At 36.2% G+C, this 15,450-nt stretch carries 10 protein-coding genes, 2 pseudogenes and 1 other annotated feature; of the genes and pseudogenes, 4 read left to right on the top strand and 8 right to left on the bottom strand.

What is annotated here, in order from left to right; all coding sequences use genetic code 11:
* Nucleotides 1–786 precede the first annotated feature (786 nt).
* Entirely contained in the window at nt 787–1,134 is a 348-nt protein-coding gene (locus tag ACIQLB_RS24285) for a VOC family protein (RefSeq protein ID WP_400731285.1), read from the top strand.
* Nucleotides 1,135–1,204: 70 nt separating this feature from the next.
* On the opposite strand, the gene recQ is transcribed toward ACIQLB_RS24285, so the two are convergent.
* Nucleotides 1,205–2,980, bottom strand: a complete 1,776-nt coding sequence (gene recQ / locus ACIQLB_RS24280) for a DNA helicase RecQ (RefSeq protein ID WP_400731277.1) — start codon at nt 2,978–2,980, stop codon at nt 1,205–1,207.
* An 8-nt stretch (nt 2,981–2,988) separates the two neighbouring features.
* Nucleotides 2,989–4,116 (bottom strand): hypothetical protein, encoded by a 1,128-nt coding sequence (locus ACIQLB_RS24275; RefSeq protein WP_400731275.1) that lies wholly within the window; start codon nt 4,114–4,116, stop codon nt 2,989–2,991.
* Between the two features lie 407 nt (nt 4,117–4,523).
* Between ACIQLB_RS24275 and ACIQLB_RS24270 the strand changes: the two are divergent.
* A pseudogene (locus tag ACIQLB_RS24270) lies at nt 4,524–4,730 on the top strand (MarR family transcriptional regulator); the annotation flags it as partial.
* Nucleotides 4,731–4,805: 75 nt separating this feature from the next.
* Here the strand turns inward: ACIQLB_RS24270 and ACIQLB_RS24265 are convergent.
* From ACIQLB_RS24265 to ACIQLB_RS24250, 4 genes and pseudogenes are all read right to left on the bottom strand, one after another.
* Nucleotides 4,806–5,978, bottom strand: a complete 1,173-nt coding sequence (locus tag ACIQLB_RS24265) for an MFS transporter (RefSeq protein ID WP_400731273.1) — start codon at nt 5,976–5,978, stop codon at nt 4,806–4,808.
* Nucleotides 5,979–6,146: 168 nt separating this feature from the next.
* The gene (gene argS / locus ACIQLB_RS24260) at nt 6,147–7,826 is read right to left on the bottom strand and encodes an arginine--tRNA ligase (protein ID WP_400731272.1); all 1,680 of its coding nucleotides are present in this window, start codon (nt 7,824–7,826) and stop codon (nt 6,147–6,149) included.
* 46 nt (nt 7,827–7,872) lie between these two features.
* Nucleotides 7,873–8,093: a binding site (T-box leader), on the bottom strand.
* An 80-nt stretch (nt 8,094–8,173) separates the two neighbouring features.
* Nucleotides 8,174–9,202 (bottom strand): hypothetical protein, encoded by a 1,029-nt coding sequence (locus ACIQLB_RS24255; protein ID WP_400731270.1) that lies wholly within the window; start codon nt 9,200–9,202, stop codon nt 8,174–8,176.
* 194 nt (nt 9,203–9,396) lie between these two features.
* Nucleotides 9,397–9,492: pseudogene (locus tag ACIQLB_RS24250) on the bottom strand (excalibur calcium-binding domain-containing protein); the annotation flags it as partial.
* 309 nt (nt 9,493–9,801) lie between these two features.
* Between ACIQLB_RS24250 and ACIQLB_RS24245 the strand changes: the two are divergent.
* Nucleotides 9,802–11,406, top strand: coding sequence for an ABC-F family ATP-binding cassette domain-containing protein (locus ACIQLB_RS24245; protein ID WP_400731268.1), 1,605 nt, complete (start codon nt 9,802–9,804; stop codon nt 11,404–11,406).
* A gap of 94 nt (nt 11,407–11,500) precedes the next feature.
* Here the strand turns inward: ACIQLB_RS24245 and ACIQLB_RS24240 are convergent, their stop codons facing one another.
* Together ACIQLB_RS24240 and ACIQLB_RS24235 are read right to left on the bottom strand one after the other, a co-directional pair.
* Nucleotides 11,501–12,844 (bottom strand): MFS transporter, encoded by a 1,344-nt coding sequence (locus ACIQLB_RS24240; protein WP_400731267.1) that lies wholly within the window; start codon nt 12,842–12,844, stop codon nt 11,501–11,503.
* Between the two features lie 42 nt (nt 12,845–12,886).
* On the bottom strand, nt 12,887–14,446 hold the full coding sequence (locus tag ACIQLB_RS24235) for an AMP-binding protein (protein ID WP_400731265.1): 1,560 nt from the start codon (nt 14,444–14,446) through the stop codon (nt 12,887–12,889).
* Between the two features lie 168 nt (nt 14,447–14,614).
* Here ACIQLB_RS24235 and ACIQLB_RS24230 point away from each other — a divergent pair, with 168 nt between their 5' ends.
* The gene (locus ACIQLB_RS24230; RefSeq protein ID WP_400731263.1) at nt 14,615–15,220 is read left to right on the top strand and encodes a TetR/AcrR family transcriptional regulator; all 606 of its coding nucleotides are present in this window, start codon (nt 14,615–14,617) and stop codon (nt 15,218–15,220) included.
* Nucleotides 15,221–15,450: the final 230 nt, after the last annotated feature.

The following is a 15,450-nucleotide window of genomic DNA, read 5'->3' as shown; positions in this document are numbered from 1 at the left end:
GAAGCTAAAGCACAGTTGTCTTAAAAATTTAAGATCAATGCGGAAGCGAGGCAGTGTGTCATGGAGCACTATAAGTAAGTGTGAATCAAGCCCGGAATAATAATTATTCCGGGTTCTTTTTTTGTTTTATTACCTCTTTAGTTATTCTTTGAGGTGATTTTTCAAACTTCTTTCAGCAAAGTGTTTTCTTAGCGAAAGCGAAGCGATAGTAACAACTCACGACTGAGTGACCAACATTCATATTGTTGCCGCTGGCGCTTCGCTTTCGCGCAGATAAAACCCTTTTGCTGACGCTTCGCTTTCGCACAAAAAACATCTACAGGCCTAAGCACAAAGTCGATTCAGGACGCAATTATGTCGAAGTATAATTGATTTCAAGGTATAGCCGTTGGATTTTTTCCTGTTTAATAACGTGTATAAAAAATAATGAACGGTCTATACTATTTAAGATTTCACTTCAAATCCAATGACAAGGAGGGTTAACCCGATGAGTGGGGCTGACCGGTAACTCAGAAGGACCATCAAAGCTGAATGAAGCTAAAGCACAGTTGTCTTAAAAATTTAAGATCAATGCGGAAGCGAGGCAGTGTGTCATGGAGCACTATAAGTAAGTGTGAATCAAGCCCGGAATTAATATTCCGGGTTCTTTTTTGTTTTATCACCTCTTTAGAAATTGATGTTTATCTTGTGAAAAATTATACTTAAAGCAGTATAGTTGAAGAAGGAACTTAACATTAATTAAATCGAACAACTAAAAATTTAAAGACAGAACAGGAGTTAGATATGATGATAATAGGTTTCGGAGGAATATTTTGGAGAACAAAGAATCTTGATGTTATTAAAAAATGGTACAGTGAGGTGTTGAAAATTGAAATAGAAAATTGGAATGGGACTGTGATTAAACCCCAATTAGGAAATGAGACGATCTTTTCTTTCTTTACCGAAGATGACAGTTATTTTCCAACAGAACAACAAGTGATGTTAAATTTCCAAGTACATGACATAAACGAGACGATTCAGCATCTTGAACATATTGGTGTACCTCTTGTAAAGGAAAAAGAGATTAGTGAATACGGAAAATTTATATGGATTAAAGATCCTGAAGGTCGACTGATCGAGCTATGGGAGAAATAGCGGGGTGTAATACTTTGCAAAAATAAAGGAAGTGCCTAATTCTTTTGAATTAAGCACTTCCCTTTTTCCTTTAGTTTGTTGTTGTTTTCAAAAAAGACTGAAGAGCATCGAAGAAACGCTTGCCGTATTTTTCGAATTTTACTTCACCAATCCCACTAACTTGTCGTAAGTCTTCTAGTTCCGTCGGTTTTTTATCACATAAATCACGTAATGTTTTATCTGAGAACACAACAAATGGTGGTACTTTTTCTTCATCTGCAATCTCTTTCCGTAATAATCGTAAATGCTCAAATAATGGATCATTGTCTACAAGCTTACGAACAGTAACAGCTTCTTTTCGCATGACCTGTCGATTCCCCATTAGAACTTCTTTACCTTCCTCTGAAACATATATTGTCGGAAACGTGCCGTGTTTAACAGCCAGTAAGCTTTCAGCAATTAAAAACTCAATAAAGTTTGAGACATCCTTTGAGGAATATTGGCCTTTTAAAATGCCATAGGTAGACAGCCTTGTAAAGCCAAACTCAGTGACCTTTTGGTTTTTGGAGCCAATTAACACTTGCGCCACCATTGTCTTACCAAATTTTTGCCCCATCCTTACGACACAAGCTAAGACCTTTTGAGCATCTACTGTCACATCTTTAACTTCCCGTCCATCATTACAATTACTACAACGGCTACAAGGCGTACCTGCTTCGTCGTCAAAATACGTTAAAATGGCATTTTGTAAACAGCCTTCTGTATGACAATAATCAACCATCGTTTGCAGCTTCGCTAATTCCTGTGCAATGCGTGTTTCATCTTGCGTCTGTTCAATTAAAAAGCGCTGTGTTTGAACATCGCCGGATGCATACAACAAAATACAGGCACTTGGCAAACCGTCACGCCCTGCACGCCCCGCTTCCTGATAATAGCTCTCCATATTGCGCGGCATTTGATAATGAATGACAAAACGTACATTACTCTTATCAATACCCATTCCAAATGCATTGGTAGCAACCATAATGCGTGCCTCATCTTTTAAAAAGCGTTCCTGCTCTGACATACGCATGTCCTCTGACAATCCCGCATGGTATTTTGCCACAGCTTCGCCCGAGCGACTTAAAAGCTCATAGATTGCATCTACAGCCTTTCGTGTAGCTGCATAAATAATACCCGCTTCATTTTTATTTTTCACTAAATAATTTTTAATGTAGCGCTCTTTGTTTTCACCAATTAACACAGAGAATGCTAAATTCTCGCGCGCAAAGCCGGTAATCACAGTTGATCGCTCATCAATTCCTAATAATTGTCTAATATCGTCACAAACAGCTGGTGTAGCTGTTGCAGTTAGCGCTAAGACAGTTGGCTTTTGTGGCCACAATGTAAATAATTTTTGGATTGCTCGGTAACTCGGTCTAAAATCATGCCCCCATTGGGATATACAGTGCGCTTCATCCACAGCAAGTAACGGTACAGATAAATTCGATAGTACCTGTAAAAATGTTGCACTCTCTAATCGCTCAGGAGCTATATAAAGAAGCTTTAAATAACCTGCACTCGCTAGCTGCATCGTTTCATTCACTTCTTGCACGGTTAAGGTACTATTAATATACGCGGCCGGAATATTCGCAGCACGTAATGCTTCTACCTGATCTTGCATAAGAGAAATTAAAGGAGATATGACGACTGTGAGGCCATCTAGCATGAGTGCTGGAATCTGATAGCAAATTGATTTACCTCCGCCAGTTGGCATCACACAAAGACTTGATTGACCTCGTAATGTTTGTTCAATAATTGGTGCCTGTCCATTGCGAAATGAATCATAGCCAAAATGATGTTGTAGCATTTGTCTTGCTTGCTCCATCCAACTTTTCACTCCTTAGTTGTTAGACGAATAAGTTTATACTCGCCCTGTTCATTTTTATTTATTTCATATTCCATCATAGAGTTCGCTAGTGCCTCTTGACCAGCCGAATTTGTTAGTACATATTCTGTTATAGCACGAACTACAATATTTTGTCCTTCCATGCTAATGTTTTTAATCGACGTATTGTAAAAACGTATTTTCGCTTGTTTGGATGCATAATTCGCTACCATATGATCCAGTGTACTTTGTAAATCGTCTGTACCTACAAAAGGCTTCATGACACTAGCATCATGAATATCAACAGCCGCTTTTAAATGTTTATAAAATGTCTCTAAAAACAGCTTTACCTCATCGGTATTATAAGCAAAAATGTTCTTTCCGTATTGATCGATAGCTTGCTGGACTGCTTCTTTATCACCCTGTTCTATATAAGGGGATAAGTTTTTCGATTGAGCTAGTCGATCACTTGTCTTCATATTACCCTCGATCCATTCATCCAATAACTCCGCAATATCTTTAAAGGGCAATATAAACGGCTGTGATACACCATTTTGCTTGCGTTTAAAATAGATGCCCACAAGTTCACCATTCTCTGCTTCTAGAACGGGGCTCCCGATAAGTATATTTTGATCTGCATCTATGTAATAAGCTGCTACTCTGTCACTATATTTTTTAATGATGTGCGGTAAGCTATCAACATAAACAGCTAACTGATTTAATTCGCCGTTATAGACAGTCGGCACCTTTACCGATGCGTTATATGGTACTTCTAAAATGGCCATATTATAAGCAGTAGATATATAGTGCACATCGGCTTCCTTAAGTTTGTCATTATTAAATTGTACGAGCGCAGTTGGCTTTGAAGATACAAGCGCACCATTTGTTACAATATAGAGCTTAGCGTCCTCTTTTTTAACAATGATCCCTGCACCGATTCCGTTTTCCCCAACTACTTTTACTTCCGGTACAATTTTTTCTTGCTTCTTCGTCACAACCTTTTCCGTTTTCACATCGGTCTTCTTAGTGTTAAACACCTCTGCCAATGTTTCATTTCCACAGCCCGTTAATAATAAAGCTGTTGCTCCAAGAATGAGCATCTTTTTCCGCATACTTTCACCAAAACTTTCTATCAATTATGCCCCGACGGATGTTTGTACACCTGTTGAAAAATAACTTCAAACTACATTCATCTCATCACCATAGAGGCAGAGAATTTCATTGCTGAAAGCAAGTTAAACATCTCTTCTTGTCTATCATAAACAAGGTTATATTATGTTTCAAGTTTACATAATAATATTATTAAAAATTAATTGTTATAAAAATAGTGCTCTCACCTTTTATTCAATCTGTTATACCTATAAAAAACGTCTCTTTTTTAACTTTGCTATGAAAAATGGCTTATAATTTGCGGTTAAAATGTTATTTAAAAAAAGACAGGCTTCCCCTAATGCAGCTAGTCATAAATTTTATAGACAATATATTGTCTTTTTTGTTATCATCATATTTAGACAATACATTGTCTAAAAGAAAGGAAATCATTATGAACCAAGAATTATTTTTAATGCAGCAAATATATTCAGCACTTTTTTCGCTTGGAAATAAAATTCAAGTACAATCCGATCAATATTTAGAAAAATTAACATCTAGACAATTTATGGTTATTTTAGCGATCGCTCATTTACCTGAAGATCAAACATCGTTCAACAATATTGCAAGAAAGCTAGGAACGACTAAACAGAATGTAAAACATCGGCTTTTCTCGTGTCTTATAGTTTTAGCTTTGAAAAAAAGACATGCACGTAAATTCGCGCATGTCTTGACATTATTTTTTCTTTAGCATAAATGTAGTAGCTATAATGCCAATCATTAATATTATAAAAATCATATAGGTAAATGTATGGTTACCAGTTACATCATAGCAATAGCCAATAAGTATAGGGATAATGGAGCTTATTACAAAGCCACCTGAAAGCACCATAGATGACCAGCTATTTGCTTCTTCATCATTTCTTGCCTCATCCAATGGTAACAATAAACCAATTGGAAATAAGCCACTTAATACGATACCTATTATGAATACAGCAATCCATAACAAAGATCCTGAGCCTGACCAAAGCAACACAAAGCCAAACACGCCTAATCCCCCTAATGAAAAGAGCCAGCCGATTCGACTTGACCATTTTTCCATTAGTATGGGGACCAAAATATTCCCAACCATTTGTACAATAGACATAAATGTTAGCATGGAGCTTGCAGCGACAAGGGAAAAGCCATTAGCCTGTAATATCGGTACTAGCCATGACATTATTGAGAAGAACAAAGATGTTTGTATGCCAAAGTAAATTAAAATGGTCCAAGCACGGGCATTTTTCCAAGGATTTCGTGCTGCATCTTCTGTCAATACACCTGTCTCTGGTAGCTCTTGATTTTGTATTGCTAGTATCCATATACAAAGAGCAATGATTGCAAGTATTGCCCAACTGCCAAGCGCTATCGTCCAGCTCGCATGAAAATGATTATAAAATGTTATTGTTAGTGCCGCACTCAATGTTGCCCCTGTTCCTATTCCAAATGAGTAAATACCAACCACGGTAGTAAAACGGTTCGGGAATTTTTTCTTTATATAAGCATTTAATATGGGTCCAATAAGTGCAATGGCAAATCCTGCAGCAAAGCTTGTAACTACAAGTAATACATAACTTTCTTTTAATAAACGTAGCCCATTTGCTAATGCCAGGATAATTATTAAAAGCGTAATAGCTGTTTTTGTTCCGAGTTTCCTTTGTAATGGTACTGCGAATGGTGCAAAGAGTCCCATACAAAACACCGGAATAGATGTTAAAAAGCTCATTTTGGTATTTGATATATGGAGTGATTCCAAAAGTACATTAAATAGTGGCCCTATTCCTGTGACTACTGGGCGCATATTGAGCGCAACGAAGAAAATACTAACAACCACAAGTACCATTGAAACACGCCATTGCTTTTTCTCCATACTTCCTAAAAACCTTCTCTCTATTAATACGGTTAAAAATTAACTGAAATCTACCATTATTGTCAGACCTCTGAATTCTCACTATTCCCTTTTACCATCTTTTCTAGCATCGGTCAATTAATGATGAAAATGTAGCTAGTATATGAACGTAGATGCGGCTTATAGTGCTTACATATTTTTAGGTGCAGCGATTCCCAATAATGCTAACGATTCTTTTAACACAACGGCTACACAATGACAAAATGCTAATCGTGATGTTCTTTGGCTGTCATCGACCAATACTTTATTTTGCGCATAATATTTATTAAATTGACGCGCTAATTGTAAGACATATTTAGCAATTTGCGATGGATCTGTTTGTTCAAAAGCGCTGGTGATTACTTTCGGAAACTGTTCCAGTAACAAAATGACTGGCCATGCTTGCTCACCTAACGATTCAAATGATGCTTCGTAATTATGTTCATTTGCTTTTTCCAATAGAGATGAGATACGTGCATACGTATATTGAATATAAGGCCCTGTTTCCCCTTCGAAATGCATCATATGCTCAATCGAAAACTCAATATCATGAAGACGGTCATTTTTCAAATCATTAAAAATAACCGCTCCCACACCTACCTGCTGTGCGATGTTCTCTTTATCCACTAGATTTGGATTTTTTTCTTCTATATTTCCCTTCGCCGTAGCAATCGCTTCTGTTAGTACATCTGCTAATAAAACGATCTTTCCTTTACGTGTCGACATTTTTTTACCCTCTTTTAGGATCATCCCAAAAGGCACATGCTGTAAATCTTTTGCCCAATCGTACCCCATCTTTTCAATGACGTTAAATAACTGTTTAAAATGAAGAAATTGTTCATTTCCTACAACATACAATATTTTTTTAGGGTCATATTGTTGTTTACGATAAAAAGCAGCTGCTAAATCACGTGTAGCATAGAGCGTGGCACCGTCGGTTTTAGTAATTAAGCATGGTGGCATATTGTCTATTTCAACGACATAAGCACCGTCAGATTTTACAAGCAGTTCTTTTTCTTCCAACTCCTTAACAACAGCGCCCATTTTGTCATTGTAGAACGCTTCCCCAGCAAATGAATCAAAGTTTATCCCAAGCAGTTGATAAATGGTTTTGAATTCTTCGAGTGATGCATCTCTAAACCATTGCCATAGAGCTAACGCCTCTTCATCTCCATCTTCTAATGCTTTAAATGCGGTACGTGCCTGTTCATTGAGAGTATCATCCTGCTCCGCTTCTTCATGGAACTTTACATAAATTTTCAACAATTCCTCAATTGGGGCGGCTTCAATAGCTTGTTGATCTCCCCATTTTCGATAGGCAACGATTAATTTCCCAAATTGTGTTCCCCAATCACCCAAATGATTAATGCGAATCGCTTTATAGCCGTTCTTCTCGGCGATGTTGCCCAAAGCATTGCCGATCACTGTAGAACGTAAATGGCCCATGGAAAAAGGCTTCGCTATATTAGGTGAAGAAAAATCCAACACTACATTCCCTTTTGACTCTCGGTGAGTCCCGTATAAATTTTTCTCTTTTACTATTTGGCTAAGCACTTGATGTGTAATCGTTAGCTGATGGTAAAATATATTGACATACCCACCTACTACTTGAACCTCTTGTATTAAATCACTGCTTAAATTGTTTTTTAGGTCGGATGCGATACTGTTTGGAGATTTTCTTAAGTTTTTTGCCAATGTAAAGCAAGGAAATGCCAAATCCCCTAAGTCCAAATTTTTCGGTTTTTCTAGTAAATATTGAATATCATTGACAGATAACTCATTATTTAAGGCATCAGCGATACTTTTCGCGATTTGTGTATGCATGTTCATTCTCCTTTCTCCTCTCAATTCATAAAAAAAAGCCCCCGTCTCTAAAAATAGAGACGAGAGCATAGTTATCCCGTGGTACCACTCTAGTTGCCATATAAATATGACCACTTTCCATTGTTAACGAGGTGACTCCCCGATATTCTCTACTACTAATTCGAGAATCTTCTCCAAAGTGCGTTTCATTTATGGCTGCTGCATTAGGCTCACACCATCCCTAATTCGCTTTCCAGTATCTCCATAAACTACTCTCTTTCTCATCGAATTTAACTGTAATTTCTGAATATCCTACACGAACTACTGATTAAAGTCAACAGTCTATTCAGAATTATCAAGAAGTTAGTGGTACATTAAAAATGTTCTGCTGAATAATTAACAATAACGCTTTTTTCAGCCCGCCATACATTTCGCACCTTATTTTTCTTGAAGTTATAGTATGAGAGTACGCTCTCTTTAGGTATTTCTAAAATACTATAACGTTTATTTTCATCAATTAGACTAGATAAAAAATAAAATCCGTCTTTGTTTTCATCGAATTTAACGGAGCGAATTTTTGCATAAGTACCATTACTGTCTAGTAGTGGTTTTACGGTGTTTGACTGGATATCTATTTCTACAACATGCGAAGTAGGATTGTCTATAGCTTCATCATAACTGATAATTACAGAGCTAGCATCTGGTGCCAATGATGCGCCACTAATAAATCTCTTTACATCGACTATATGTTTCATTCTTTGACCTTCAATATTATAAATATCTAAACTGTGTTTGATTGGCTGTAATTTCGTTTGATTTTTATTAGCCTCTGTGAGTTTCTTCTGATCTTCGTTCTCGGAGAATGAGACTACAATTAATTGATTATTATTCGGGTTATAATTAAAATCTAAAACACTTCTATCATTGTTTTCTTCTTCCCATATTTGTACTTTCTTTGTTTGAAGATTATAGGTAGCTATATGAAAATTTCTAAATGCATCTCTTAATAGCACTCTCATAAAGATGATTTTTTGCTCTTTGTCTATTTGGATAAAATCAACGTTATTAAATACAGTGGTTAACTGTTTTATTTGATTCGTGTTTAGGTCATTTTCAAATAATTGTATTGTATGATCTGATATGCCATCAGCAAAATACAATTTATTATTACCTTCAGAATAAGCGAAAGAAGTATAATCCGCCGTTTCCTTACTTAATAATAATTTACTTTTATTTTGTAGCTGGTCAAATTGATAGAATGTAAACTTCAAACTTTTAGGATCAAACACATTGATGTAAAGCTTAGATTCAGAAGAATTATAATCATCAATTGAAAATATTTTTTTACTAAAGACAATACAAATCATTGCGATGATTATCAAAATAAATAAAAATCTTTTCAAAATCCGCTCCCTTTCTACTATATAAAATTAAAAGGATCTATTCTGATAAAGTTTATATATTCTATATATGCTTTGAATAATAAATGTAACATGAGGATAAACGCATAATAAAGGATTAAATAAGTATGTAAATGTATGTGCAGAATAAATGAGAATTTACAAAAAAAAGCTACCAATTACAGGTAGCTAATTTATTATATTTCACAAGCCCATCCATCTCCATCACGATCTTGCTTTTTTTCATAAGCCTGGTGATCGAGGCCTACTTCATTTGGATAATCCTTACGAGACTCTGTACAATTTTAATATTTTGACTTGCTTCCGTTTGAGGGTTTAGTTTTTGATAAACTACTGGATTCTTTTGCAAACGGATTTTGAGAAGTTAAATATTAAGTGATATTTTTAACGACTTTACCGAAAGAATTCTCCTTCCTCAAGCGTTTAAACAGAATCTGCATCTTTATTCAAAAATATGCTACAAAGAACTTAGGTTAATACAATAATTTAACTTAAGCTAAACGTTGATTTAATAATGTTTATAGACTATGGTACATATTTCATGATATACTAGTGCCATTGTGAAAAAAGGAGGAACTTGCATGATTCAAGTAAGTAATGTAGGTCTTCGCTATGGCGATCGTAAACTATTTGAAGACGTAAATATAAAATTCACACCGGGGAATTGCTACGGTTTAATCGGAGCGAATGGTGCTGGTAAATCAACATTTTTAAAAATTCTTTCTGGTGAAATTGAAGCCCAAGAAGGAAACGTATCAATGGGTAAGGACGAACGTTTATCTGTCCTTAAACAAAACCATTTTGAATATGATGAATTCAATGTATTAGATACAGTTGTTATGGGGAACAAACGTCTTTGGGAAGTAAAAGCTGAAAAAGACGCTATCTATGCAAAAGAAGACTTTTCTGATGAGGATGGCATGCGTGCTGCTGAATTAGAGGGTGAATTCGCTGACCTAAATGGTTGGGAAGCTGACTCAGAAGCAGCAACATTATTAAACGGGTTAGGGATTGGCGACGAGCTTCACTATATGCTAATGGCTGACCTTGAAGGTTCTGACAAGGTCAAAGTATTATTAGCACAAGCTCTATTTGGTAAACCAGACGTTCTATTACTAGATGAGCCTACCAACCACCTTGACTTAAAAGCAATCCAATGGTTAGAAGAATTCTTAATTAACTTTGAAAATACGGTTATTGTCGTATCCCATGACCGTCACTTCTTAAATAAAGTGTGTACGCATATCGCGGATTTAGACTTCTCTAAAATCCAATTATATGTTGGGAACTACGACTTCTGGTATGAGTCTAGCCAATTAGCACAAAAAATGATGGCAGACCAAAACAAGAAGAAAGAAGAAAAGATTAAAGAGCTACAAGCATTCGTTGCTCGTTTCTCTGCGAACGCTTCAAAATCAAGCCAAGCGACTTCTCGTAAGAAAATGTTGGATAAAATCGAGCTTGACGACATTAAACCTTCTAGCCGAAAATATCCATTCATCAACTTCCAAACTGGCCGTGAAATCGGTAATGATGTGTTAACAGTGGATGGCCTTACAGCAAGCAATGAAGGCGAAACACTATTTAAAGATATTCGCTTTTCGATGAACAAAGAGGATAAAATCATTTTACTTGGTAATCCAATGGCAAAAACGGCTCTTCTTGATATTCTAATGGACGAAAGAAAAGCAGATGCTGGTACAGTCAAATGGGGCGTAACAACCTCTCAAAGCTACTTTGAAAATGATCACGATAAATACTTCGAAGGTTCAGAGAAATCATTAGTGGAATGGTTACGTCAATATTCTCCTGATGATGAAACAGAAAGCTTCTTACGCGGCTTCTTAGGTCGTATGTTATTCTCTGGTGAAGAAGTGAAAAAATCTCCTTCAGTTTTATCAGGGGGCGAAAAAGTACGTTGTATGCTATCTAAAATGATGCTTGCTACAGCAAACGTTGTTTTACTAGATGAACCAACAAACCACCTTGACCTTGAATCTATTCAAGCACTAAATGAAGGACTTATGCGCTTCAAAGGGGCAATGATTTTCACATCTCATGACCATCAGTTCATCCAAACAATTGCGAACCGTGTCATCGAAATCCGTGAAGACGGCACAATTTTAGATAAGCTATTAACTTATGATGAATTCCTAGAGTGGAAAGATAGCCAAGGCTTAAACTAATAACAAACAGGGTTCTCCTATTCAAAAAGGAGAACCCTGTTTGTTTATAAATGAGTCTAGCTATTATCTTTCCTTGTAAAAATAATGTACACGATTACTTTGTCGAGGTTGTCATTGCCACTTCCACTTGAGCGTCTGACATGCGTTCATCTTCTTGTCCTTTCTCGACAGTTTCTTCATATAAAGTGATCGTCCGTGTATCAGGCGAAAATACGGCAAGTAACAGTGATATTAGGAGCCCCGCCATCATCAATCCACCAAATAAATACGGAGATGCCCCATATTCTGTTGCTAAAGATGTCCAAAGCATTGGTCCAAAGCCGACGATTGCCGCAGCGATTTGATAGCCAAAGGATAGCCCTGTATAGCGAACATTCGCTGGGAATAATTCAGAGAAGAACGTACCTTGAGTCGCGAAAATGGCTGCCCATACGATACCTAGTAAAATGACTTGCAACGTAAAGAAATAAGTTGATTTGATCGGAATCATGACGAAATATGGAATAGCTAGCAGTAACATTGTGATAAGGCCACCAATATAAATTTTCTTTCGTCCAATAAAGTCTGAAAAATAGCCAACAAGTGGAATTGTTACAATCATTGTTGCGCAGCTTACTGTTAAAGCAAATAATGCGACATCCCTTGTATAGCCAATATACGTCGTCGCATACACTAAAATAAATGACATTAAAAATACATTAAAGAATCCGTCCCCTATTTTTAATCCAATAATGCGGAATATATCTTTTTTGTTATATTTAAATACTTGGACAATTGGTATCTTAGCTAATTCACCATTGTCTTTTTTGCGTTTAAATTCAGGTGTTTCTTCAATTCCGCTTCGAATCCATATTGCTAATACTATCAACACTGCACTAAATAGAAATGGTAAACGCCAACCCCAGACCATAAATTGCGCTTCTGTCGTTAATGAAGATATCAGTGTAAAACTAAATGTCCCTAACACTAAACCGATTGGTACACCTAGCTGTGGAATAGAACCAAAAAAGCCACGCACACCTTTTGTAGCCGATTCAGTAGCTAGTAACACGGCACCTCCCCATTCACCACCAAGTGCAATCCCTTGAATAAGTCGCAGTATTACTAATAGCGTTGGCGCGAGTAACCCAACCTGCGCATACGTAGGTAATAAACCAATCAAAAAAGAACTACCGCCCATTCCTATTAACGTAAGCATAAGCGAGGCTTTCCTTCCGACACGATCACCCATATGTCCAAAAATTATACTTCCAATCGGACGTGCCGCATAGCCAGCTCCAAACGTAGCAAAAGCAATTAAAATCGACACTGTTGGATTAGTCGAAGGGAAAAATAGGGTTGTAAAAACTAATCCCGTTGCCGTACCATACAAATAAAAATCGTACCATTCAATGATTGATCCTGCTAAACTTGCTAATAATATCTTCACATTTTTCATATAGCCCCTTCTCTCTACATTCAAATTTTTATATCATTCGCTTCAACTAAAAATAGCGTTACGTAAAACTTGCTTTTGAATTTTGCCGACTGGTGTACGAGGAAAATCTGTCACAAATTCAATACTATCTGGCACTTTAAATTTTGGGAGACGTTGCCGACAATGCGCAATTAATACCTCTTCACTTACATCAGAGCCAGCCTGTAAAATAACATACGCTTTAATAGCTTCATCACGCATCTCATCTGGCACACCGATGACTGCTGCTTCAAATACTAATGGATGCTCTGTTAATACACGCTCCACTTCATTCGCTGCTACATTTTCACCCGAACGTTTGATCATATCCTTTATACGATCAACAAAATAGAAATAACCATCTCCATCAATTCGTGCGTTATCCCCGGTTAGTAACCAGTTTTCTTTAATAGTGTCGTTTGTCGCTTGCTCGTTTTTAAAGTAGCCTTTCATTAGAGTTCTTCCTGGTACCCCTTTAACGGCAATTTGACCAATCTCCCCTTGATTCACGGGGTTCCCATGTTCATCGACAAGCTGAATTTCATAACCAATGCTTGGTCTACCAATGCTCATATTTTTCCGTATTCCAAATAGAGGATTTATCAGTGGAATCCCAACTGTCTCGGTTAAACCATACAGTTGTAATAACTTCACATCAAATTGTTCTTCAAATTGTACTAATTGGTGTTCTGCCACTGATTGTGCAAAAAGGACAAGTCGTAATGGATTATTCCTTGCCTCTTCTTCATAATCTTTCGCTAAAATCATACGAATAGGTGCGGCAAATAAAGAACCTACTGTTCCGCCTAATGCTTTTGCTTGTTTAAAATAACGCGAAGCACTAAATTTCTCCGTAACAGCAATGCCCGCCCCTACCATGATGGCAGACATCGTGGAGTAATATTGCGCATTCCCATGGAAAAGCGGTAAAACAATAAATGTTCGATCTTCAGGTGTTAAAGCGATTGAACGAGCCATTAACTCACCTGTGTAAATATAATTAGCATGTGTCACTTGAACACCTTTTGGTTTGGATGTAGTCCCAGATGTATAAAGCAATGCCACTATATCTTCTGACGAAACTGTTGGGAAATGCACATTATGATCGCTCTCATTTTTAATGAGCTCAGAGAAATATAAGACATCATCATCGTTATCTTGTTGTCTCGTAATAATAATATTTTGTATAGTTGGTGTTTTAGATTGAATACTGACAAACTTTTCAATATTGTCCTCTTCCGTAATTATAAGAACAGCTTCAGAATGAGATATAATATATGTCATTTCATATGCTGAAGATAAAATGTTAGTTGGCACCATAATGCCTCCAATTTCAGCAAGAGCATACCATGCTGTAAAAAACTCCATATTGTTTGGTAAATGCAACACAACATGATCCCCTTTTTTAATGCCCAGCTTAAGAAGTGCGTTACTGAAGCGCATTACCTCCTGATAAAAATCTCCATAATTTTTTTCAAAATAGATTCCCTTACTATCCTCAAAACGAATAAAACTTTTTTCAGGCTGTTGCGCAGCTCTCTCCCTTAAAACAGAACGCAACGTTCTATTACCAATTAGATCCATGATTTACACCCCTTTGAAATAGTTTCACAGACTATAGTCTGTATATTAATCGGCGTGACAATTATTTGTCAATGTTTTTTCTAACAATTCAGAAAATAAGTTAATTACATGATCGAGTATTATGCTAAAGTTAAGTAGAAAATCTCGTGGAAATCAGGTGATGTAGAAATGAAAAAGACACGAAAACAACAGGCTCAAGAAACGAAAAAACATATATATTTAACAGCACTTACATTGTTCCAAACGAAAGGCTTTGATCAAGTAACGGTTGATGAAATTGTGACAAAAAGTAAAAGCTCAAAAGGTGCTTTTTATGGTCATTTCACTTCAAAGTACGATATTTTCCTAGAGAAATTTAAAGAAATTGATCATTTTTATGAAGAATTTACAACTACACTACCCGTAAATCTTTCCTTCAAGGAAAAGGTAATCTCCTTAATTGATGCACAAATGAAATATTTAAAAGATGATTTAGGAATGGATTTAATGCGGTCTGTTTACAAAAGTGGCTTAATTGAAAACGAAAGAAATTTCTTTTCAAATTCTGAACGTAAATTGTATAAAATCTTGCATTCATTTATACAAAAAGCAATTAAAGATGGTGAATTATCTGTGCAAATAAATGTGCAGGAAACTGTGATTTACATTACTCGTTGTATGCGAGGATCTTTATATGACTGGTTAGTTTTTGGAAAAGATTTTGATTTATTAGAAGAAAGCAAAGGCTTTATTGCAATATTTTTAGATGGATTGTTATTAAATAAGAGTAGATAAAAATTTGAAACCTATAAAAAGCTACCTACTCTACTTTAAACAAAAATAGGCACTTCCTATTAACTTATAATTTAGGATTGCCTATTTTCTCGTTATATGTAATTGTTTCTTATTTCCACAAAATCTCTTGATAAAAAAAGAGGCTGGGACAAAACCCTCCTCTGAAAACTAATAAGCCGTTGAAATTTTACGACGAGTAAAATTTCAACGGCTTTGATTGTTTTTTACAT

The sequence above is a fragment of the Lysinibacillus sp. NPDC092081 genome, assembly GCF_044755845.1.
Taxonomy (GTDB): Bacteria; Bacillota; Bacilli; order Bacillales_A; family Planococcaceae; genus Lysinibacillus.
Note: the sequence above shows the minus strand (reverse complement) of the source record. Positions and strands in the feature narration are given on the sequence as shown.

Coding starts and splice junctions, on each gene's coding strand:
- ACIQLB_RS24245 (WP_400731268.1), top strand. CDS start 9,802: ATGATTCAAGTAAGTAATGTAGGTCTTCGCTATGGCGATCGTAAACTA.
- ACIQLB_RS24265 (WP_400731273.1), bottom strand. CDS start 5,978: ATGGAGAAAAAGCAATGGCGTGTTTCAATGGTACTTGTGGTTGTTAGT.
- recQ (WP_400731277.1), bottom strand. CDS start 2,980: ATGGAGCAAGCAAGACAAATGCTACAACATCATTTTGGCTATGATTCA.
- ACIQLB_RS24240 (WP_400731267.1), bottom strand. CDS start 12,844: ATGAAAAATGTGAAGATATTATTAGCAAGTTTAGCAGGATCAATCATT.
- argS (WP_400731272.1), bottom strand. CDS start 7,826: ATGAACATGCATACACAAATCGCGAAAAGTATCGCTGATGCCTTAAAT.
- ACIQLB_RS24285 (WP_400731285.1), top strand. CDS start 787: ATGATAATAGGTTTCGGAGGAATATTTTGGAGAACAAAGAATCTTGAT.
- ACIQLB_RS24230 (WP_400731263.1), top strand. CDS start 14,615: ATGAAAAAGACACGAAAACAACAGGCTCAAGAAACGAAAAAACATATA.
- ACIQLB_RS24235 (WP_400731265.1), bottom strand. CDS start 14,446: ATGGATCTAATTGGTAATAGAACGTTGCGTTCTGTTTTAAGGGAGAGA.